This is a genomic window from Mycobacterium syngnathidarum (assembly GCF_001942625.1).
Lineage (GTDB): Bacteria > Actinomycetota > Actinomycetes > Mycobacteriales > Mycobacteriaceae > Mycobacterium > Mycobacterium syngnathidarum.
In genome coordinates this window covers 32,669-48,921 of the sequence record NZ_MLCL01000084.1, presented here as the reverse complement: position 1 = coordinate 48,921, position 16,253 = coordinate 32,669, and the positions used below count along the sequence as shown (strand labels likewise).

General features: G+C 65.4%; 28 protein-coding genes. 15 read left to right on the top strand and 13 right to left on the bottom strand.

Translation table 11 applies throughout. The features are described 5' to 3' along the window. The first annotated feature begins 153 nt into the window (after positions 1-153). On the top strand, positions 154-699 hold the full coding sequence (locus BKG60_RS23885; RefSeq protein ID WP_075910122.1) for a DUF6328 family protein: 546 nt from the start codon (positions 154-156) through the stop codon (positions 697-699). On the opposite strand, the gene BKG60_RS23880 is transcribed toward BKG60_RS23885, so the two are convergent. Beyond that, positions 667-1,653 (bottom strand): LLM class F420-dependent oxidoreductase, encoded by a 987-nt coding sequence (locus tag BKG60_RS23880; protein ID WP_075910146.1) that lies wholly within the window; start codon positions 1,651-1,653, stop codon positions 667-669. The genes BKG60_RS23885 and BKG60_RS23880 overlap by 33 nt on opposite strands. Before the next feature lie 111 nt (positions 1,654-1,764). Between BKG60_RS23880 and BKG60_RS23875 the strand changes: the two genes are divergently transcribed. Then, positions 1,765-2,049, top strand: coding sequence for a hypothetical protein (locus tag BKG60_RS23875; RefSeq protein WP_242671642.1), 285 nt, complete (start codon positions 1,765-1,767; stop codon positions 2,047-2,049). Positions 2,050-2,079: 30 nt separating this feature from the next. On the opposite strand, the gene usfY (BKG60_RS23870) is transcribed toward BKG60_RS23875, so the two are convergent. The 4 genes from usfY (BKG60_RS23870) to BKG60_RS23860 all read right to left on the bottom strand — a co-directional run bounded on the left by usfY (BKG60_RS23870) (position 2,080) and on the right by BKG60_RS23860 (position 3,221). Beyond that, positions 2,080-2,388 (bottom strand): protein UsfY, encoded by a 309-nt coding sequence (gene usfY / locus BKG60_RS23870; protein ID WP_070187271.1) that lies wholly within the window; start codon positions 2,386-2,388, stop codon positions 2,080-2,082. Between the two features lie 120 nt (positions 2,389-2,508). Continuing rightward, on the bottom strand, positions 2,509-2,766 hold the full coding sequence (locus BKG60_RS23865; protein ID WP_075910120.1) for a DUF7218 family protein: 258 nt from the start codon (positions 2,764-2,766) through the stop codon (positions 2,509-2,511). Between the two features lie 58 nt (positions 2,767-2,824). After that, on the bottom strand, positions 2,825-2,980 hold the full coding sequence (locus BKG60_RS32100; RefSeq protein WP_019348837.1) for a hypothetical protein: 156 nt from the start codon (positions 2,978-2,980) through the stop codon (positions 2,825-2,827). Positions 2,981-2,987: 7 nt separating this feature from the next. After that, positions 2,988-3,221 (bottom strand): hypothetical protein, encoded by a 234-nt coding sequence (locus tag BKG60_RS23860; RefSeq protein WP_070947020.1) that lies wholly within the window; start codon positions 3,219-3,221, stop codon positions 2,988-2,990. Between the two features lie 80 nt (positions 3,222-3,301). Between BKG60_RS23860 and BKG60_RS23855 the strand changes: the two genes are divergently transcribed. From BKG60_RS23855 to BKG60_RS23840, 4 genes are all read left to right on the top strand, one after another. Beyond that, positions 3,302-3,619 (top strand): ArsR/SmtB family transcription factor, encoded by a 318-nt coding sequence (locus BKG60_RS23855; protein ID WP_075910119.1) that lies wholly within the window; start codon positions 3,302-3,304, stop codon positions 3,617-3,619. After that, a complete protein-coding gene (locus tag BKG60_RS23850) occupies positions 3,616-4,113 on the top strand; it encodes an SRPBCC family protein (RefSeq protein WP_075910118.1) in 498 nt (165 codons plus the stop codon). Before BKG60_RS23855 ends, BKG60_RS23850 begins: the two co-directional genes overlap by 4 nt. After that, the gene (locus BKG60_RS23845; protein ID WP_070947017.1) at positions 4,110-4,733 is read left to right on the top strand and encodes a maleylpyruvate isomerase family mycothiol-dependent enzyme; all 624 of its coding nucleotides are present in this window, start codon (positions 4,110-4,112) and stop codon (positions 4,731-4,733) included. The genes BKG60_RS23850 and BKG60_RS23845 overlap by 4 nt, the downstream gene beginning before the upstream one ends. A gap of 303 nt (positions 4,734-5,036) precedes the next feature. After that, on the top strand, positions 5,037-5,465 hold the full coding sequence (locus tag BKG60_RS23840) for an STAS domain-containing protein (RefSeq protein ID WP_070947016.1): 429 nt from the start codon (positions 5,037-5,039) through the stop codon (positions 5,463-5,465). Positions 5,466-5,468: 3 nt separating this feature from the next. Here the strand turns inward: BKG60_RS23840 and BKG60_RS23835 are convergent, their stop codons facing one another. Next, entirely contained in the window at positions 5,469-5,825 is a 357-nt protein-coding gene (locus BKG60_RS23835) for an anti-sigma factor (protein WP_207553899.1), read from the bottom strand. Between the two features lie 202 nt (positions 5,826-6,027). Between BKG60_RS23835 and BKG60_RS32730 the strand changes: the two genes are divergently transcribed. The 7 genes from BKG60_RS32730 to BKG60_RS23800 all read left to right on the top strand — a co-directional run bounded on the left by BKG60_RS32730 (position 6,028) and on the right by BKG60_RS23800 (position 10,718). Beyond that, a complete protein-coding gene (locus BKG60_RS32730; protein ID WP_278247932.1) occupies positions 6,028-6,156 on the top strand; it encodes a hypothetical protein in 129 nt (42 codons plus the stop codon). A 326-nt stretch (positions 6,157-6,482) separates the two neighbouring features. Beyond that, positions 6,483-6,956 carry a hypothetical protein gene (locus BKG60_RS23825; protein WP_075910117.1) on the top strand — a complete coding sequence of 158 codons (474 nt, stop codon included), beginning with the start codon at positions 6,483-6,485 and terminating at the stop codon, positions 6,954-6,956. Further along, positions 6,956-8,185 (top strand): Nramp family divalent metal transporter, encoded by a 1,230-nt coding sequence (locus BKG60_RS23820; protein WP_075910116.1) that lies wholly within the window; start codon positions 6,956-6,958, stop codon positions 8,183-8,185. The genes BKG60_RS23825 and BKG60_RS23820 overlap by 1 nt, the downstream gene beginning before the upstream one ends. Next, entirely contained in the window at positions 8,182-8,547 is a 366-nt protein-coding gene (locus BKG60_RS23815; RefSeq protein ID WP_075910115.1) for a hypothetical protein, read from the top strand. Before BKG60_RS23820 ends, BKG60_RS23815 begins: the two co-directional genes overlap by 4 nt. Then, positions 8,534-8,872: a hypothetical protein gene (locus BKG60_RS23810; protein ID WP_075910114.1), complete on the top strand. Its 339-nt coding sequence runs from the start codon at positions 8,534-8,536 to the stop codon at positions 8,870-8,872. The genes BKG60_RS23815 and BKG60_RS23810 overlap by 14 nt, the downstream gene beginning before the upstream one ends. A 297-nt stretch (positions 8,873-9,169) precedes the next feature. After that, entirely contained in the window at positions 9,170-9,625 is a 456-nt protein-coding gene (locus tag BKG60_RS23805) for a DUF4383 domain-containing protein (protein WP_075910113.1), read from the top strand. Between the two features lie 73 nt (positions 9,626-9,698). Next, positions 9,699-10,718 carry an iron-containing redox enzyme family protein gene (locus BKG60_RS23800; protein ID WP_075910112.1) on the top strand — a complete coding sequence of 340 codons (1,020 nt, stop codon included), beginning with the start codon at positions 9,699-9,701 and terminating at the stop codon, positions 10,716-10,718. Here the strand turns inward: BKG60_RS23800 and BKG60_RS23795 are convergent. Beyond that, complete coding sequence (locus tag BKG60_RS23795; RefSeq protein WP_070187280.1) at positions 10,698-10,901, bottom strand: CDGSH iron-sulfur domain-containing protein; 204 nt, start codon at positions 10,899-10,901, stop codon at positions 10,698-10,700. The genes BKG60_RS23800 and BKG60_RS23795 overlap by 21 nt on opposite strands. Next, positions 10,898-11,587 carry a HemK2/MTQ2 family protein methyltransferase gene (locus BKG60_RS23790; protein WP_075910111.1) on the bottom strand — a complete coding sequence of 230 codons (690 nt, stop codon included), beginning with the start codon at positions 11,585-11,587 and terminating at the stop codon, positions 10,898-10,900. The genes BKG60_RS23795 and BKG60_RS23790 overlap by 4 nt, the downstream gene beginning before the upstream one ends. Positions 11,588-11,766: 179 nt before the next feature. Here BKG60_RS23790 and mbp1 point away from each other — a divergent pair, with 179 nt between their 5' ends. After that, positions 11,767-12,009, top strand: coding sequence for a microaggregate-binding protein 1 (mbp1, locus tag BKG60_RS23785; protein WP_036388797.1), 243 nt, complete (start codon positions 11,767-11,769; stop codon positions 12,007-12,009). Between the two features lie 59 nt (positions 12,010-12,068). Here mbp1 and usfY (BKG60_RS23780) read toward each other — a convergent pair whose 3' ends face one another. The 3 genes from usfY (BKG60_RS23780) to BKG60_RS23770 are packed head-to-tail and all read right to left on the bottom strand — an operon-like array spanning position 12,069 to position 13,752. Further along, positions 12,069-12,377 (bottom strand): protein UsfY, encoded by a 309-nt coding sequence (usfY, locus tag BKG60_RS23780; protein ID WP_075910144.1) that lies wholly within the window; start codon positions 12,375-12,377, stop codon positions 12,069-12,071. A gap of 12 nt (positions 12,378-12,389) precedes the next feature. Further along, positions 12,390-13,007, bottom strand: coding sequence for a flavodoxin family protein (locus BKG60_RS23775; protein ID WP_075910110.1), 618 nt, complete (start codon positions 13,005-13,007; stop codon positions 12,390-12,392). Between the two features lie 58 nt (positions 13,008-13,065). Beyond that, complete coding sequence (locus tag BKG60_RS23770) at positions 13,066-13,752, bottom strand: PAS and ANTAR domain-containing protein (protein ID WP_075910109.1); 687 nt, start codon at positions 13,750-13,752, stop codon at positions 13,066-13,068. Positions 13,753-13,823: 71 nt separating this feature from the next. Here BKG60_RS23770 and BKG60_RS23765 point away from each other — a divergent pair, with 71 nt between their 5' ends. Further along, positions 13,824-14,396, top strand: a complete 573-nt coding sequence (locus BKG60_RS23765; RefSeq protein ID WP_120765015.1) for a restriction endonuclease — start codon at positions 13,824-13,826, stop codon at positions 14,394-14,396. Here BKG60_RS23765 and lat read toward each other — a convergent pair. After that, positions 14,387-15,724 carry an L-lysine 6-transaminase gene (gene lat, locus BKG60_RS23760; RefSeq protein WP_075910107.1) on the bottom strand — a complete coding sequence of 446 codons (1,338 nt, stop codon included), beginning with the start codon at positions 15,722-15,724 and terminating at the stop codon, positions 14,387-14,389. The two genes, BKG60_RS23765 and lat, sit on opposite strands and share 10 nt — an antisense overlap. A gap of 52 nt (positions 15,725-15,776) precedes the next feature. Next, entirely contained in the window at positions 15,777-16,241 is a 465-nt protein-coding gene (locus BKG60_RS23755; RefSeq protein ID WP_075910106.1) for an Lrp/AsnC family transcriptional regulator, read from the bottom strand. Positions 16,242-16,253: the final 12 nt, after the last annotated feature.

Below are 16,253 nucleotides of genomic sequence, written 5' to 3'. Positions count from 1 at the left end.
GCCGGGCCTGCCCCGGTGGCTCGATGTCGGTCTCGCCATTGACACTATCGTTCCCTTCTGCGCCCAGACAGGAACCCGCCTGCGACGCCCGGGCCAGGGATGCCCACCCGGACGCAACCCGAAACCTGCGACTGGCATGGGATCATCGACAGTATGGATCCGGACCGTCCCGAGCTGGATCAGCGGTGGGACCAGACCGCTCGCCACGAAACGGAAGCGGAGCGGCTGGACCGCAACTGGAGCAGCCTGCTGCAGGAGCTGAGGGTGGTGCAAACCGGCGTTCTACTGCTGACCGGACTGCTGCTGACTCTGCCTTTCCAGGAACGGTTCTCGATGCTCGACGGACCGATGCGGGTCCTCTACCTCGCGACGGTCGCGTGTTCGTCAGCTGCCACCGCACTGCTGGTGGCACCTGTCGGCATGCACCGCCTCCTGTTCCGCAGGCATCGGCTGAACCTGCTCGTCTCGGCCGCCCACCGTTGCGCATTCCTCGGGCTGGTGTTGCTGGGCCTCGCGATGACCGGGGTCACCGAGCTCATCTTCGACACCGTCGCCGGACGTGAGGCCGGCGTGATCGCAGGGGCGGTCGCCCTGCTGACGTTCGTGGGTGTCTGGCTGCTGCTGCCGCTGGTGATGCGGCTGGGTCACCCGATGTCGTCGGGCTCGTCAGTCGAACTCGGCGTGCAGCGCAGCCAGTAGCGGCTTGGCGGCCTCGTCCAGGAATCGCTGCTGCCCCTCGTCGCCGATCTGGACCAAGGCGATGTCGGTGAATCCCGCGTCGAGATAGGGGGCCACGGCCGCAACGATCGCGTCCAGGTCTGGTCCGCACGGAATGGATTCGGCCACATCGTCGGGGCGCACAAACTGCGTCGCCGCCGCGAATCCGGCCGGGGTGGGGAGATCGGCGTTGACCGCCCAGCCGCCGGCGAACCAACGGAACTGGTCATGGGCGCGTTGTACGGCGGCGTCTCGATCGGGATCCCAGCACACCGGTATCTGTCCGATGACGCGTCCCTCGGGCAGCACGCCGGTGGCCTGCCGGCGCTGCTGCCAGTCTTCGACGATCGCCCGGTCGGGCGCGACGTTGATCAGATGGTCGGCGGACACCGCCAGTTTTTCGACGGACTTCTCGCCGGTCATCGAGACGGCAACGGTCACCGGGATTTCCGGTACATCCCAGATGCGCGCCGAGGCCACTTCGAAGAACTCCCCAGTGAAGTCGATCAGCTCTCCGCTGAGTAGTTCTCGGATCAGCTTGATCGCCTCCGCCAGCATGTCGAGGCGACGCTCGACCGTCGGCCAACCCTGGCCGACGACGTGCTCATTGAGGTTCTCGCCGCTGCCCAGCCCGAGGGTGAACCGCCCCTCGGACAGGATCTGCACGGTGGCCGCCTGCTGGGCGACGATCGCTGGGTGGTATCTGATCGTCGGGCAGGTCACGTAGGAGTACAGGTCGACGGAGTGAGTGGCGTGGGCTACCGCCCCCAGTACCGGCCAGGCGTTGGGAGCGTGCCCCTGACTGGCCAGCCACGGGCTGTAGTGGTCGCTGCTGACCTCGAAGTCGAAGCCGACCTGCTCTGCTGACACCGCATAGTCGACCAGCTCTCGCGGGCCGCTCTGCTCGGTCATCAAGGTGTATCCGAATCTGGCCATGCCGCTGGGATAACCCGTGCAGAACTCCACGAAACTGGGTATGCGAACCCAATGACCGAATCACAGACTCTGCAAACACAGCACAATGGTGGGCGGCGAACACGGATTTCGATGACCTGGGTACTGGTGGTGCTGACCATCCCGGCGGCCATCGCGGTGTTTTTGTACGGCATGGGTGCGGTGATGAGCATGGCCGGCTGCACCGGCGAGGTCTGCGCGAACAAGGGTCCGGGTGAATTCTGGTTCGGGGTCCTGTTCTACGGCGCGCCGGTGGTGCCGATCGTCACCATCGCCATATCCATCTTCACTGCACGGATGCGGTACGGAATCCTGGTACCGATAGTCGGGTTGGCGCTGCTGGCAATCGATTTCGCGATACTCGCGCTCACGTTCTGAGCAGTGAACGGCTCAGCACGGTGCCGGCCGTCAGCTGCTCGGCCGCTGGCGCATCACCCCGGGATGGTCTGTGTACCAGCGTTCCTCGATGCGACGCACCCTCATGTGCTCGAGGGCGAGCCACATCGATCCGATGATGAAGCCGGCCGCAGAAAGCGTGCCGACGGTCAGGCCGACGTCGGGGTGGCCGGTGGCGAATGCCGCCAGGGTCCCGACGAACAGCACCAGCCCCACGAAGATGAGTATCAGCGCAGGCATGATGACGTTGTCCTTCATCGACTCGCCGGCATGCGGCCGGGTTGTCCGGGCGTGGTCAACTGGGTCCTTTGGGCCGTGCATGGCTGCTCCTTCCGCCATTACTCGCACCACGTGCTGTCTCCACGGTAGAACTCCGTGGCTCCGCTGGCGAGAAAACCGTCAGATTGTCGACCGACGCTCCGGCTCCAGCTCCGATGACGATCAGTGGTTTCGGAGCATCCCGATCAGCTCGCGCTTGTTCTTGTCAGAATATCCTTTGATACCAAGCTCTTTCGCCCGGTGACGCAGGTCGTCGACTTTCCAGTCCTCGTAGGATCCGGATTTGCCACCCGAACGCCCGACATTCGAACGCCCCCTGGCGGCAGCGGCATTGGAGATCCGCGCGGCTTTCTCCTTCGAGTTTCCTTCGTCCCGAAGTTCCGCGTAGAGCTTCCCGTCCTTGATCGACGGATTCGGCATCAAGCACCTCCCTTGTTGTTGCCACCTGCCGTTGACGGCGTTGTCGGCGCCGTCCGCGTCAATACCAGCTTCGCCGGCCCGCGACCGGCCGCCCGATCGCCCCGAGTAGCCAGAACACCCCCCCGATGACCAGCAGGACCACGCCGATCACCCAGAGCAAATACATGTCGAGGATCAAGCCGAGAATGAGCAGAACCGCACCGAGAACAATCATGGCGACCTCAATTCAATGCCGCGACGGATTCCATCGCGCTGGGTTGCGGTAGACGGCACTCCTGGACCTTCGGGTTGACGCCCGCATAGTTGAGCGGCCCGGCAAGGACTGTGAGCGCGACGGCACCGGCGGTCGCGCAGTTAGTTGATCCACCATGGAAATAGTCGCGCTGCCAGGCTGCCACCACGCCGATGATCAGCCAGATGAGCACGAGTGTCCCGAATAATCCACCAAGTCTCATGGCATGCCATGTACCCGCTTACGCGCAGGTCAAACTTTCGGACTCGACCGGCACCATGGGTAAGCGTAGGCTTACGGTTCGTGGTGACTTACCCAAGCGATCCATGGGCCGCCTTGGCCGACGGGAGTCGCCGGGCCATCGTCCGGCGACTCGCTGTGGGCCCGATGGCAGTGGGCGAGCTGGCCCGCGAACTCCCGATCAGCCGTCCGGCGGTTTCACAACATCTCAAAGTGCTGAAATCAGCCGGGCTCGTCGGCGATCGGGCCGCCGGAACACGCCGCGTCTACCACGTCGATCCAGCCGGTATCGCGGCACTTCGTGCCGAGCTGGACAGCTTCTGGAGCCAGGCTCTGGAGGCGTACAAGGACCTCGTCGAACAGGAGGCACAGCCGACATGAAACCCACAGCAGCCGCACCCGTCCGAAAGAGCATCGTCGTCAATGCGGCCGCGGACCGGGCTTTCACCCTGTTCATCGACCGGTTCGACGCGATCAAGCCGCGCGAACACAACCTGCTAGCGGTACCGGTGGCGCAGACTGTCTTCGAACCCCGAGTCGGTGGGCACATCTACGACGTCGGGACGGACGGCAGCCGTTGCGAATGGTCGCGGGTCCTGGTCTACGACCCTCCGACACGTGTCGTCTTCTCATGGGACATCGGACCCACCTGGCAGATCGAATCCGACCCCGATCGCACGAGCGAGGTGGAAGTCCGGTTCATCCCCGAGGGCGACGCCCGGACCCGCGTCGAGCTGGAACACCGGCACCTCGAGCGCCACGGCGATGGCTGGCAATCGGTGGCCAGAGGCGTCGGCGGCGACGCCGGATGGCCGCTGTACCTGGACCGCTACCTCGACGTGGTCACCGGGGAAGCGCAGGAGGTGCCGCGATGAACACCGAACCGTCCCTGATGGACCTCGCCCACGACGAGCGCGCCGACCTTGCGGACCTTCTGGCCACCCTGACACCTCAGCAATGGCAGACCGAGTCGCTGTGCGCGGGGTGGACTGTGAAAGACGTTGTGGCCCACGTCATCAGCTACGAGGAGCTGGGGTGGGCCGGGCTGCTCAAGCGGTTCGCCAAGGGACGGATCCTGCGCGCCAACGAGGTCGGGGTCGACGAATACTCGACCATGTCGACCGATGAACTGCTCGAGTTCCTCAACCGCCATCTGCGGCCGCAAGGCCTGACGGCGGGATTCGGGGGCATGATCGGTTTGGTCGACGGCACCGTCCACCATCAAGACATCCGCCGTGCACTTGGACTCCCCCGCACCGTGCCGCCGCAGCGCCTGCAGCGAATCCTGCCCATGGTGCCCGGCAACCCGCGACTCGGGGCCGGGCGGCGTATCAAGGGACTTCGACTGCGCGCGAACGACATCGACTGGGAGCACGGCAGCGGACCCGAAGTCACCGGCACGGGTGAAGCACTACTGATGGCCATGACGGGCCGTCGACAAGCCGCCGAGGAGCTCAGCGGCGCCGGTGCGGAAGTCCTGCGCGGCCGCCTCTGAGACAGATCGAATACCTTTGTCCGGCAGTGACTTCCAAATCCAGGAAACGCCCCTGCGGGGAGCCGGCCCGCCGCCCGGCCGCCGGTGTGGCGCATGTGGCCAACGTGACCTGAGGATAATAAGAAACCCCGCGATCGATTGTTCACGACCATGCCTGGGCGTAGAGTCCAATGCAGGTTGAGTTTACAGCCGCCCCGGAATCGTCATCGGGTGCAGGGCCGTGACACCCCCTGTGTCCAGGGGTTTTGAGCCCACAGAGCCTGAGAGTGACGTGACCACAGTATTTCTACTGAGGAGTCACCGATGTCCACAATGAATGCCGCCAAACCGGCGGCCCCGACGCCCAACAAACGCACCCGCGCGGGGTTCAGCACCCAATGGCTGTCCTCGGCGACGCCGGTGATCACCGTGCACGGCGAGTTGGACGCATCCAACGCCGCCGACCTGATCGAATGCGGATTGCAGCACAGCAGGCCGGGCCGACAGCTCGTGCTGGACCTCAGCGCTGTCGAGTTCTTCGGCGCAGGCTGCTTCGCCTGCCTACACACCCTCAATGTGAGGTATGTCGGAGACGACGTCGACTGGGTACTGATTCCCAGCAGTGCGGTCTCTCGGGTGCTGAGAATCTGCGATCCGGCCTGCGCACTGCCGATCGCCTCCGAACTTCCGGCCGCGCTGTCGATGCTGCGCGATCAGCCACGACAGCTGCAGTTGGTGAATGCGGACCGCTGAGCGCTAGGCCATGGCCCAACGCCGACGAACGGTCAGCGCGATACCCAGTGCCGGCGTGGCAACGGCGGTGCGCTCGAAATCAGTGTCGTCGACGAAAGTTTCGACGCGCTCGGTGAGCGCTTGGAGCACCCGGCGGCTGAATCCGCTCAGAACAGCGGTGCCAGGATCACCATGGACGCTGTCACAGACAGCCGATATCCGTACGGTGAGCTCGTGTGCGTGGGGATCTTCTTCCACCACCAGAGCGGCTCCGGGCGCCGACATACCGATCAGCACGGTGCATGCTTCGTCCACTGCCAAAGCCAGGTTGGCGGCCGTCTCCCCGTCGAGCCCCTCGTAGTCGGCCAGGCAAGAGGTCATCGCCCTCACCACCGCGAGCGCCTCAGTTCGCGCGGGCACCCGAAACTCCACAGCCCGCCCTCCGCTGGTGTGACCGGATCCCCGGCCGGGTATTCGCTGGCCGTGCAACACAGTGAGCCGAGGCCCCGGTGCCCGGTCAGAAGATGACATATCTGACGCGTACCCACTGCTGTGAGGTCGCCAAACCCATGTGGCGCACCCAATGAGGCTGCGCCGCAGTGTCGTCGGCGGGCCGGGCCGCGCCGCCCGGGTCCGGGACAGCGACAAGCGCCAGGAGATCCTGGATCGCAGCACCGCGCGGTTGATCAGGAAGGTCGGTAGGCAGACCTGACGGGCGGGCCGGTAGATCTCCTGTGTCCCACGTGAACACACGAAGAGTTTGACCTCGGGGCCATCGGGTTATCCCGCCGGTATGACCCGCCAAGACGTACCCGACGATGTGCCCATCGCCGATGCGCTCGAGTAGGACCGTGAACCCAGCGAACCGGTTCCCGACTCTGAAGTACCCGTGACAGACCTGGACGGCCCTCCCCTGGAGGCCGCCGATCCGGACTGGCAAGACCAGCGCGAGGCGGTCACCGACGACCTCGGACTCGATGAGTTCGACCGTCAGGACCGTGAGGACTAGGGAAACCCTGCCCGGGTGACGAGGGCGTCATGACGGAGCAGGCGGACGGCGAAGACAGACCGCGACGAATTCGGGCGGCGCTCGCCGTCGCTCTGCTGGTCGCTGCGCTCGGACTGCTGCTGACCCGTTGCCCGGCCAACCGTGACGGCATGCCCGGCCAACTCGCCCAGGCCATGGAAGAGACGGTGGCCGCCGCCCGCAGCGGAGCGTACGCATTGGACCTCCGGATCCGTGACCGCTCCACGCCACAACTGGTCAGCGTCCAGCTATCTGACGCGCGTGACGAGATCGTCAAGGCCTACCAGGGAATCGCTGATCTCAGGGCCGAGGACCCGGTTGATGTCGACCGCCAGCGGATGCTCACCGAAGCCATGACGACGATGATCGGCCAACTCAACACGGCGTCGGCGCGCGCCCGCGAAATCACCCGCGCACCCGACCTGTCGGAGCTGCGCAGCCAACTGGTGTCGTCGGCCGACGCACTGGAAACCCGGTACCGCTGATGAAGAAGTTCTTTGCGGTAGCGCTGGGAATCCTGACCGCCATCGGCGGGTTCCTCGACATCGGCGATCTGGTGACAAACGCCGTCGTCGGGTCACGGTTCGGCCTGGGCCTGGTCTGGGTGGTGCTCGTCGGCGTCGTCGGGATCTGTCTGTTCGCCCAGATGGCGGGTCGAGTGGCGGCGGTCAGCGGACGGGCCACGTTCGAGATCATCCGGGAACGCCTGGGCCCGCGCACCGCCGCAGCCAATCTCACCGCCTCGTTCCTGATCAACCTGATGACCCTGACCGCCGAGATCGGTGGCGTAGCGCTGGCATTGCAACTGGCCACCGATGTGGGACGGATGCTGTGGATTCCGGTGGCGGCATTCGCGGTGTGGCTGGTGATCTGGCGGGTCAAGTTCTCGGTGATGGAGAACACGGCCGGCTTGGCGGGGTTGTGTCTCATCGTCTTTGCCGTCGCTGTCTTTGCCCTGCAACCACATTGGGGCGATCTCGCACATCAGGCGGTGCAGCCGGTGATTCCGGAGTCCGAGTCCTCGGCCACCTACTGGTACTACGCGATCGCACTGTTCGGCGCCGCCATGACTCCGTACGAAGTGTTCTTCTTCTCCTCCGGAGCGGTGGAAGAGCATTGGACGGCAAAGGATCTCGGTGTCTCGCGGGTCAACGTGCTGGTCGGCTTCCCGTTGGGGGGCATCCTCTCGGTGGCCATCGCGGCCTGCGCGACCCTGGTTCTGCTACCTGACCGGATCGAGGTGACGTCACTGTCTCAGGTGGTGATGCCGGTCGTCGAGGCCGGCGGCAAGCTGGCGCTGGCGTTCGCGATCGTCGGCATCGTGGCGGCCACCTTCGGTGCCGCCCTGGAGACCACGTTGTCCAGCGGCTATACCCTGGCGCAGTTCTTCGGCTGGACGTGGGGCAAGTTCCGCCGCCCGGCCGAGGCGTCCCGCTTCCATGTGGTGATGTTCGTGAGCATCGTCATCGGCGCCGCCGTCCTGTTCACGGGCATCGATCCGGTCATGGTCACCGAGTATTCCGTGGTCTTCTCCGCCATCGCACTGCCGCTGACGTACCTGCCCATCCTCATCGTGGCGAACGATCCGGAGTACATGGGCGACAAGACAAACGGAAGGGTGCTCAACATGTTCGGGTCGGTGTACCTGGTGATAATCGTGGCTGCCTCCCTGGCGGCCATCCCGCTGATGATCGTGACCGGAGCGGGTCAATGAGAACCGTCGATGCGCGCCTGCACCTACTGGACCGACAGCTTCTCGACGATGACGGCGCACCGGCGGGCATCATCGACGACCTCGAACTCGACGGTGTCGAGTCCGATGTGGACATCCGTTCCGGCAGCCCGCCACCTCGGGTCACCGCGATACTGTCCGGACAGGTCGGGATGACCCGCATCCTCGGTGGCACACCGCCGCGATCGATGTTGCACGAGATCCCATGGAAACAGGTCGCTTCGGTCGGGGTGACGGTGCAACTGAGGACCAGCGAGCTGCCGGCGGAAACCGGCTGGGTCGAGCGCTGGTTGCGAGACCATATCGTCGCTCGAATCCCGGGAGGACGCCATGCAGCTGAGTAATCTCCTCGGGCTCCGCGTCCTCGACGCCGGTCACCATCCAGTCGGTACCGTCATCGACGTCCGACTCAAGCTCGTCGACGACGGCGCCGGCCACCCGCGCAGTCCACAACTGGTGGGCTTGGTGGTCAGCCCCCGTACCCGCTCGTCGTACCTGGGTTACGAGCGCACGGACATCAGCGCGCCGTGGCTCATCGCCGCCGTCGCGCGATGGCGTCATCGCGGCACCTTCCTGGCGGAATGGGGCGATGTCGCCCGAATGGGCTCAGATCACGTCACGCTGCGTGCTGGTTATAGCCGGCAGGCTGCGACCCTTCGGAGCCAGTGATCACATCACCACGCCAGAACCACACGAACTCGGCGATGGCGTACGCGCTGAGCGCCCGCCGGTGCTGCGCCTCGATAGCGTCGGCCACTCGCTCGAAAAGGGCTGGGCTCGTCATGTCCCTCACCTCGACTCCAACTTGTCACGGGATACCCCGGCAGGTACCCGGACAAACCGCGCGACCGGGTTGGAATGGGCCTCGGCGGGTATCCCGGTCAGACCGCTGCGCCCCAGGTGCGCGGCTTTCGCAGAAAGGGCTGACTCGTGGGAACTCCGAATCCAAGAAGCCCGGGCCGCCCCGTGCAGCGGACCCCGTTGCAAGCCGTCGCCCTGACCGTCGGAACCCTCTTCCTCATCGTGGGGGTGCTGGGGCTCATCCCGGGCGTCACCACCGACTACGGCGATCTGCACTGGGCCGGTCACCATTCTGAGGCCATGCTCCTGGGTTTGTTCAGGGTGTCGGTACTGCACAATCTCGTGCACCTGGCCTTCGGCGTGGTCGGTGTGATCATGGCCCGCCAGGCCGGTACCGCGCGCGCCTACTTGATCGGCGGCGGCCTGATCTACGCCGTGCTGTGCCTCCACGGTCTGTTCATCGACCGGGACAGCGCGGCCAACTTCATTCCGGTGAACACCGCCGACAATTGGCTGCATTTCGGCCTGGCGCTGGTCATGATCGCGCTCGGGCTGGTGTTCGGCCGGTCTGCCACCACCACTCACGGAATCGGTACCGGAGCGCCCGGGACCATCGAGTAGGCCTGCCCGCATCGCAAACACGCTGCGCCATACGGGTTTACCAACGACCGCCGACGGGCATAACTGTTCCGCCATGACGACCCTCCCGACCCTTCAGCAACCTGGGCTTCCGTCCCCGAAAGGGCCCATCTCGGCCGCCCTGATCGAGCGGCTCGGCGACCGTGCCCCGCACAACCACCTCGAACCGGTCTGGATCCCGCTGCGCGATTCCGATCCGCTGGGGCTGGACGTGCAATTCGCCCTCTACATCTGCTACGAACTGCACTATCGGGGCTTTGCCGGCGTCGACCAGGACTGGGAATGGAACGCCGGGCTCTTGCACCTGCGTTCCCAGTTCGAACGGATCTTCCTCACCGCGGTCCGCCACGAGGTCGGCACCATCGATCCGGACGACACCGCCGAGCAGGAGATGGCGCGGCTGTCGGTCGAACCCGCCGACGGAACCGGCCCTTCTTTTCACCTCCGCGACGAGGGCACCTGGGAACAGATGCGCGAGTACTTCGTGCACCGGTCGTTGTACCACCTCAAAGAGGGTGATCCGCACGCCTGGCTGATCCCCCGCCTCGGTGGCCAGGCAAAGGCCGCGTTTGTCGCCGTCGAATACGACGAATACGGCGCCGGCTCGGCCGCCCGCCTGCACCAGAACCTGTTCGCCGACTTGTTGAGGGAGGCCGAGTTGGACGACAGCTACCTCGGCTACCTCGACACGGTGCCCGCCGAGAGCCTGGCACTGGTCAACCTCATGTCGATGTTCGGTCTGCACCGGCGCCTCCGCGGGGCCGCTGCCGGGCATTTCGCGGCCACCGAGATCACGTCCTCACCCGGGTCGCAGCGGATGGTGGCCGCTTTGGAGCGCCTCGATGCCCCGGAAGCGTGTATCCGCTTCTATCGCGAGCACGTCGAGGCCGACGCGGTACATGAGCAAGTCGTCCGCCACGACGTCGTGGGCGATCTGGTCCGCCGCGAACCGGACCTCGATTCCGATGTGGTGTTCGGGATCAGGGCGTTTGCCGCCATGGAAGACCGGTTGGCCGAGCATCTGATGAAATGCTGGCTGGCCGAACGCAGTTCACTATGCCGGCCGCTTGCCTGAACGCTTGATCTTGCGGTGGCTGGTGTCACACAACGGATAGGTCTTGGATCGGCGGCAGGTACAGATGGCCACCATGAACCGATCTGATTCCACAGTGCTTCCGTCGGGCATTTCGATGCGTACCGGCCCCTCGATGAGGATCGGCCCGCCCTGGACCACCCGCACCGCCCGGTGTTCGGTCATGGTTTGTCCGCCCGGATGACGACCAGTTCCTCTTCGGCCCTGGCGTCGGTCAATCGCCCGGTGTCCCGGAGCCAACGTGCCTGCATCCGCAACACCGGTCCGAACGGAATCAGCTGGGTGCCACAGATTTCTGCGTCCAGACCGCGCGCCCGCAAGAGCCGCAACGACTTCTCGACATCGGAGAACTCGGACTGGACCAGGAACAAAGACCCCCCGGCGGCCAGGGCGGCATCCGCCGATCGGCACAGCGGGTCGAGCACCAGCCGGCCATCCGGGCCGCCGTTCCACGAAGTCATCGGCCCAGTCGACACGGGGACCTCCGCGGAGGTCCCCGGCGCCACCGGAACGTAGGGCGGATTGCACACCACGACGTCGTAGGGTTCGTGTTCCAGCGCCTGCGTCCACGACCCGAGTCTGGCTTCGACATCGACTTGGGCAGCCAATGCGTTGGCCTGGGTGCAACGGATCGCCTCTGGCGAAATATCCAGCGCCGTAACCGCACTGGCGCCCATCTGGGCTGCGGCGATGGCAACGACTCCGCTTCCTGCACACAGGTCCACCACCCGGCGGCCGGCCACCGCGTCATCTCGCTCGAGGGCATCGATCAGCAGCCACGAATCGTGCTGCGGCCGGTACACGTCCTCGGCGCCGACGGCAATGGTCTCCACGGCCGTATCGCCGGCCATTTCATTTGTTCCGGAAAGCACCTCTACTCGATACCCAACCAGGCGCTCCGCAAACTTCGTGGCCGCTGGAGCCGATTCGTCACGGCACGTTTAGCCCGGCCGGTTCGTGGAAATCCAGGGGGTGCGTGGAGAAGCCGCGTGGAATGACCAATCCACTCCCAGTAGCGGAAAGGTAGAGCATGACCGAGAAGAACTCAGGACCTGAAGAAGGCATCAAGGGCGTCGTCGAGGACGTCAAGGGCAAGGCGAAGGAAGCAGTCGGTACCGTGACCGGCCGCGAAGATCTTGTGCGCGAGGGTAAAGCCCAGCAGGACAAGGCCGATGCCCAGCAGGATGCCGCAAAGAAGGAAGCGGAAGCCGAATCCGCTCGGGCCGGAGCCAAGGCCGCCGAGCAACGTGAGCAGGCGAGCCAGCGACCGTAGCCCGACCTGATTGAAGAGATGGCCCAGCCAACGTCGGCTGGGCCATCTCGCGTCTCGGGTCAGCTGTTCGGCGACTGCCTGACTACTTCGGGATGCTCTGCGTACCAACGCTCTTCGATACGCCGCACCCGCAGGTGCGCGATCGCGAGCCACAGACCGCCGCCGAACAGGCCGACGGCGGCCAGGATGGCGAGCACTATCCCCAGCCCGGTGTTGCCCGTCGCGAAGCCGAACAGACACGCGACGAACATCACCACGCCCAACCCGATGAGGACCAACGCAGGCATGTTGCGGTTGTCCTTCATCGACTCGCCGGCGTGCGGCCGGGTCGTCCTGGTGTGGTCGACGGGATCGTCGGGACCTTTCATCATTTCTCCCTTTCACTCATAGCGCGGGTACTGGCCTAGCTGGAGCACCCCGGCCAGGTGTGCGGCGTTGCGCGCCGCCGCGGCGGTGGCATCGGCAACGGCGCTGGGCACCTCATCGAGATCGAGGTAATCGGTGCCGTGCATGGCCTCGCCGTTCCAGTACGTGCAGCCCTGGGCCGGGATGGTGTAGCCCATGTCGTTGAGCCCTTGGAAGAGGTCGGCGACCGTCTTGTGGGCACCGTCCTCGTTCCCGACCACTGACACCAGCGCCACCTTGCCCGCGAGCACCGGGCGACCGGCGTCGTCGGTGTTGGACAGTTCAGCGTCGAGGCGCTCCAGGACCCGCTGGGCGATGCTCGACGGATGGCCGAGCCAGACCGGGGTCGACAACACGAGGATGTCGGCGGCAAGCACCTTCTCGCGGATCTGGGGCCACTGATCATCGCCACCCATGTCGGTTTCCACGCCGGGTTCGATGACGAAGTCGGCGCACCGTAGCGTCTCTGTGCCCACTCCCATCGCGCTGAGGTTTTCGCAGACCTGATCGGCGATGAGCTCACTGCTGGACTCGGCGGGCCGCCGCTTGAGACTGCAAACGAGAGCCAGTGCGGTCAGGGTCGGGGCCGTCATCAGTCAACTCCCATTCGCTTTGGATCAGCGCCGGGAGTCTTCCCTGGGCGGGACGGGGTTAAACCTCCGGGCGGACGCGCAGGTGGGCCGTCAACAGCAAGCGGTCCAAGATCGCGCGCTCAGGGAGTGTCTCGGCGTAGTCCAGACCCAGGAAGTCCTCGGCCAGCTGTTCGGCCAACGCCCGTAATTTGGTGTTGGTTTCCTGAGACCGCCATTTGAGCAGCTCGAATGCCGCATCTGCGTTGATGCGATAGATCAGCATCAACATCCCTTTGACCTGGTCGATGGCACTACGCGCCTCGGCGATCTCGGCTACCGCCTCGGTGACGGCGTCCTCTCGTGCCTGGCTGATCGACGGCGAGACATCGACGTAGAAACCGTGCGTTCCGATGACCGCGCCGGCGTCGTCGAAAAGCTGATCCCCGACTACGACGACGTGGTGGACATCCCCCGAGGTGTCGAGGATGCGGTGGCGGGTGCTGAACGCGCTGGAGGTCCGTCGGATCTCCAGCAGAGTCGCAGCGACCTGTCCGTAGTCCTCTGGGTGCTTGTGGGACAGCACCAGCTCGGTTGTTGGACGGGCGGTGCCGGGCTCATACCCGTGCATCCGCTCTACCTGGGGTGACCACTCCCAGCGCTCGTCGGCGAAATAGAACCGGAACCAGCCGACGCGCTGCGCCTCGCCACCGGCAAAGGCATGCTCGATCGGCGAATCGGGGTTCCCCGCCGCGGGATCACTCGTCACGGGTTGAGATTAGCGCGCCGAGCTGGCAGCGGGTCAGCCGATTTGTCACAGGGCCCATCTACATTCGGCCCGTGAGGCGGCTTCGGATCAAGATGTTCATCGCGGCCGGCGCAGCGGCCGCGATCGCGAGTCACCTTGCCGGCGTCGACACGGCATGGAGCCTGGTCATCGGCCTGCTGGCGCCCGTGATGCTGGCGGCCGCTCCCCGATTCCTGCTGGGCACATTCCATGGGGTCAGTACCCCGAGCACGCGCGAGGACGCGTCCGCGGAGATGACCGGGCTGGAGTTCGAAGACCATGTGGCCCATGTGGCCCGGACCTGTGGGCTTCCGGTGATCATGACGCCGCTGACCGGGGACTGGGGGGTGGATCTCATCGTCGGTCGCCGGCCGAACCGGATTGCCGTGCAATGCAAACGACTGTCCCGGCCGGTGGGCGCGAGCGCCGTACAGGAGGTCGTCGCCGGCGCGCCGATGCAGGACTGCGCCAGAACAATGGTGGTGACGAACAACGATTTCACCCCGGCCGCACGCAAACTCGCCGCACTGCACGGTTGCGAGCTGGTGGCCGGAGCCGACCTGCCCCGGCTCAAGTCGATCCTGCGTCGCGCGGCGTCGTCAGAAGAACCCGCCGATCAGCCCTGAGCCGTCAGCGGCGATCGCAGTGCATCTCGCACCGCCGCGAGGCACTCGTCGATCTGCTCGCGGGTCACGCTCAGCGCCGGCCGGAACCGCACCGAGTCGGTCCCGCTCGGCAGCATGATGACGTGCCGGTCCCACAACCGCCGTACCAGCTGGTCCCGCGCGGCTGTGGTGGGCAGGCTGAACGCGCACATCAGCCCTCGGCCCCGGGCATTGACGACGTTTCCGGGGAAATCTCGTGCCAGCGCGCGCAACTGACCGAGCAGGTAGTCACCCGTCATCGCGGCATTGTGGATCAGATTCTCGGCCTCGATGACTTCGAGGATGCGCCGAGACCGCACCATGTCTACCAGGTTGCCGCCCCAGGTGGAGTTGATCCGCGAGCTCACCGTGAAGACGTTGTCGGCGACGTCGTCGACCTTGCCTCCGGCCATCACTCCGCACACCTGTGTTTTCTTCCCGAACGCGACCACGTCCGGGCTGACCCCCAATTGCTGGTATGCCCAAGCAGTTCCGGTGATCCCGCATCCGGTCTGCACTTCGTCGAAAATGAACAGGGCGTCGAACTCGTCGCACAGCGTGCGCATTGCCGCGAAGAACTCCGGGCGTAGGTGGCGATCGCCGCCCTCACCCTGGATCGGCTCGGCGATGAAGCAGGCAATGTCGTGGGGGTGGGCCTCGAAGACAGCCCTGGCCGCCCGCAGCGAATCAGCTTCGAGCGCAGCAATATCCGCGTCCGGACGCAGGTAAGGAGCGTCGATGCGAGGCCAGTCGAACTTCGGGAAGCGGGCCACCTTGACGGGGTCGGTGTTGGTCAGCGACATGGTGTACCCGCTGCGGCCGTGGAAGGCTCCGCGCAGGTGCAGCACCTTGGTGCCCAACGCCGGGTCAATGCCCCGTGCCTCGTTGTGCCTGCTCTTCCAGTCGAAGGCCACTTTGAGCGCGTTCTCGACTGCCAGCGCACCACCGTCGACGAAGAACAGATGCGGCAGGTCGGGGTCACCGAGCACGCGGCGGAAGGTGTCGACGAACCGGGCCATCGGCACGCTGTAGATGTCGGAATTGCTCGGCTTGTTGATTGCGGCCTGGGCCAGCTCGGCACGGAATGCTTCGCCGGCCAGGGCCGGGTGGTTCATCCCGAGCGCCGACGAGGCGAAGAAAGTGAACATGTCCAGGAAGCGTTCGCCGCTGCGCGCGTCCACCAGATACGAGCCGCGAGAGCGCTCCAGATCGAGCACGAAGTCGAAACCGTCGGTCAGGATGCTGCGCGCCAGGACCGCGCGCACCCGCTCGGGCGTTATGGTCGGCATGTTCGTCAGCACTGCGGTCATGACACCATGCTAACGGCATTTTTACGGCACATGCCCGCCATAACAGTAACTGTTACGGAATATGGTCCCGTCCGCTGTAAAATGTCTGCAAGATGATGGTGCTGCGAGTCCGGACGTTGGCTGCGGTCCTGATCCGCTGAAGCAGGTCCTCCAACGCCCGGGCCGAGGCCACCCGGACCAGCAGGATGTAACTCTCCTCGCCGGCCACCGAGTGGCACGATTCGATTTCGGGGATGTGCTGCAGCCGGGCAGGCGCATCATCGGGTTGAGAAGGATCGAGAGGAGTGATGGCGACGAACGCCGACAGCATGTTGCCCAGCGCCTCGGGATTGAGCCGTGCGGCGTATCCGGTCACGACACCCCGCGACTCCAGCCGCCGCACCCGCGCCTGCACCGCCGATACCGACAACCCGGCCGCCGAGGCCAGTTGCGCCAACGTGGACCTGCCGTCAGCGGCGAGCGCGCGGACGAGGGTCCGGTCGGTGTCGTCCAGCACGTATTCGTCGGCTTCACCCATGGCCCGCACTGT

Bases quoted from the DNA above. Each gene is read 5' to 3' on its own strand.
- BKG60_RS32100 (WP_019348837.1), bottom strand. From the start codon at position 2,980: ATGATTGTTCTCGGTGCGGTTCTGCTCATTCTCGGCTTGATCCTCGAC.
- BKG60_RS23880 (WP_075910146.1), bottom strand. From the start codon at position 1,653: ATGGCCAGATTCGGATACACCTTGATGACCGAGCAGAGCGGCCCGCGA.
- BKG60_RS23850 (WP_075910118.1), top strand. From the start codon at position 3,616: ATGAAACCCACAGCAGCCGCACCCGTCCGAAAGAGCATCGTCGTCAAT.
- BKG60_RS32730 (WP_278247932.1), top strand. From the start codon at position 6,028: ATGAGGCTGCGCCGCAGTGTCGTCGGCGGGCCGGGCCGCGCCGCCCGG.
- BKG60_RS23820 (WP_075910116.1), top strand. From the start codon at position 6,956: ATGAAGAAGTTCTTTGCGGTAGCGCTGGGAATCCTGACCGCCATCGGC.
- mbp1 (WP_036388797.1), top strand. From the start codon at position 11,767: ATGACCGAGAAGAACTCAGGACCTGAAGAAGGCATCAAGGGCGTCGTC.
- lat (WP_075910107.1), bottom strand. From the start codon at position 15,724: ATGACCGCAGTGCTGACGAACATGCCGACCATAACGCCCGAGCGGGTG.
- BKG60_RS23800 (WP_075910112.1), top strand. From the start codon at position 9,699: ATGACGACCCTCCCGACCCTTCAGCAACCTGGGCTTCCGTCCCCGAAA.
- BKG60_RS23825 (WP_075910117.1), top strand. From the start codon at position 6,483: ATGACGGAGCAGGCGGACGGCGAAGACAGACCGCGACGAATTCGGGCG.
- BKG60_RS23860 (WP_070947020.1), bottom strand. From the start codon at position 3,221: ATGAGACTTGGTGGATTATTCGGGACACTCGTGCTCATCTGGCTGATC.
- BKG60_RS23835 (WP_207553899.1), bottom strand. From the start codon at position 5,825: ATGACCTCTTGCCTGGCCGACTACGAGGGGCTCGACGGGGAGACGGCC.
- BKG60_RS23795 (WP_070187280.1), bottom strand. From the start codon at position 10,901: ATGACCGAACACCGGGCGGTGCGGGTGGTCCAGGGCGGGCCGATCCTC.
- BKG60_RS23885 (WP_075910122.1), top strand. From the start codon at position 154: ATGGATCCGGACCGTCCCGAGCTGGATCAGCGGTGGGACCAGACCGCT.
- BKG60_RS23840 (WP_070947016.1), top strand. From the start codon at position 5,037: ATGTCCACAATGAATGCCGCCAAACCGGCGGCCCCGACGCCCAACAAA.
- BKG60_RS23810 (WP_075910114.1), top strand. From the start codon at position 8,534: ATGCAGCTGAGTAATCTCCTCGGGCTCCGCGTCCTCGACGCCGGTCAC.
- BKG60_RS23875 (WP_242671642.1), top strand. From the start codon at position 1,765: ATGACCTGGGTACTGGTGGTGCTGACCATCCCGGCGGCCATCGCGGTG.
- usfY (WP_070187271.1), bottom strand. From the start codon at position 2,388: ATGCACGGCCCAAAGGACCCAGTTGACCACGCCCGGACAACCCGGCCG.
- BKG60_RS23865 (WP_075910120.1), bottom strand. From the start codon at position 2,766: ATGCCGAATCCGTCGATCAAGGACGGGAAGCTCTACGCGGAACTTCGG.
- BKG60_RS23790 (WP_075910111.1), bottom strand. From the start codon at position 11,587: ATGGCCGGCGATACGGCCGTGGAGACCATTGCCGTCGGCGCCGAGGAC.
- BKG60_RS23845 (WP_070947017.1), top strand. From the start codon at position 4,110: ATGAACACCGAACCGTCCCTGATGGACCTCGCCCACGACGAGCGCGCC.
- usfY (WP_075910144.1), bottom strand. From the start codon at position 12,377: ATGAAAGGTCCCGACGATCCCGTCGACCACACCAGGACGACCCGGCCG.
- BKG60_RS23755 (WP_075910106.1), bottom strand. From the start codon at position 16,241: ATGGGTGAAGCCGACGAATACGTGCTGGACGACACCGACCGGACCCTC.
- BKG60_RS23815 (WP_075910115.1), top strand. From the start codon at position 8,182: ATGAGAACCGTCGATGCGCGCCTGCACCTACTGGACCGACAGCTTCTC.
- BKG60_RS23775 (WP_075910110.1), bottom strand. From the start codon at position 13,007: ATGACGGCCCCGACCCTGACCGCACTGGCTCTCGTTTGCAGTCTCAAG.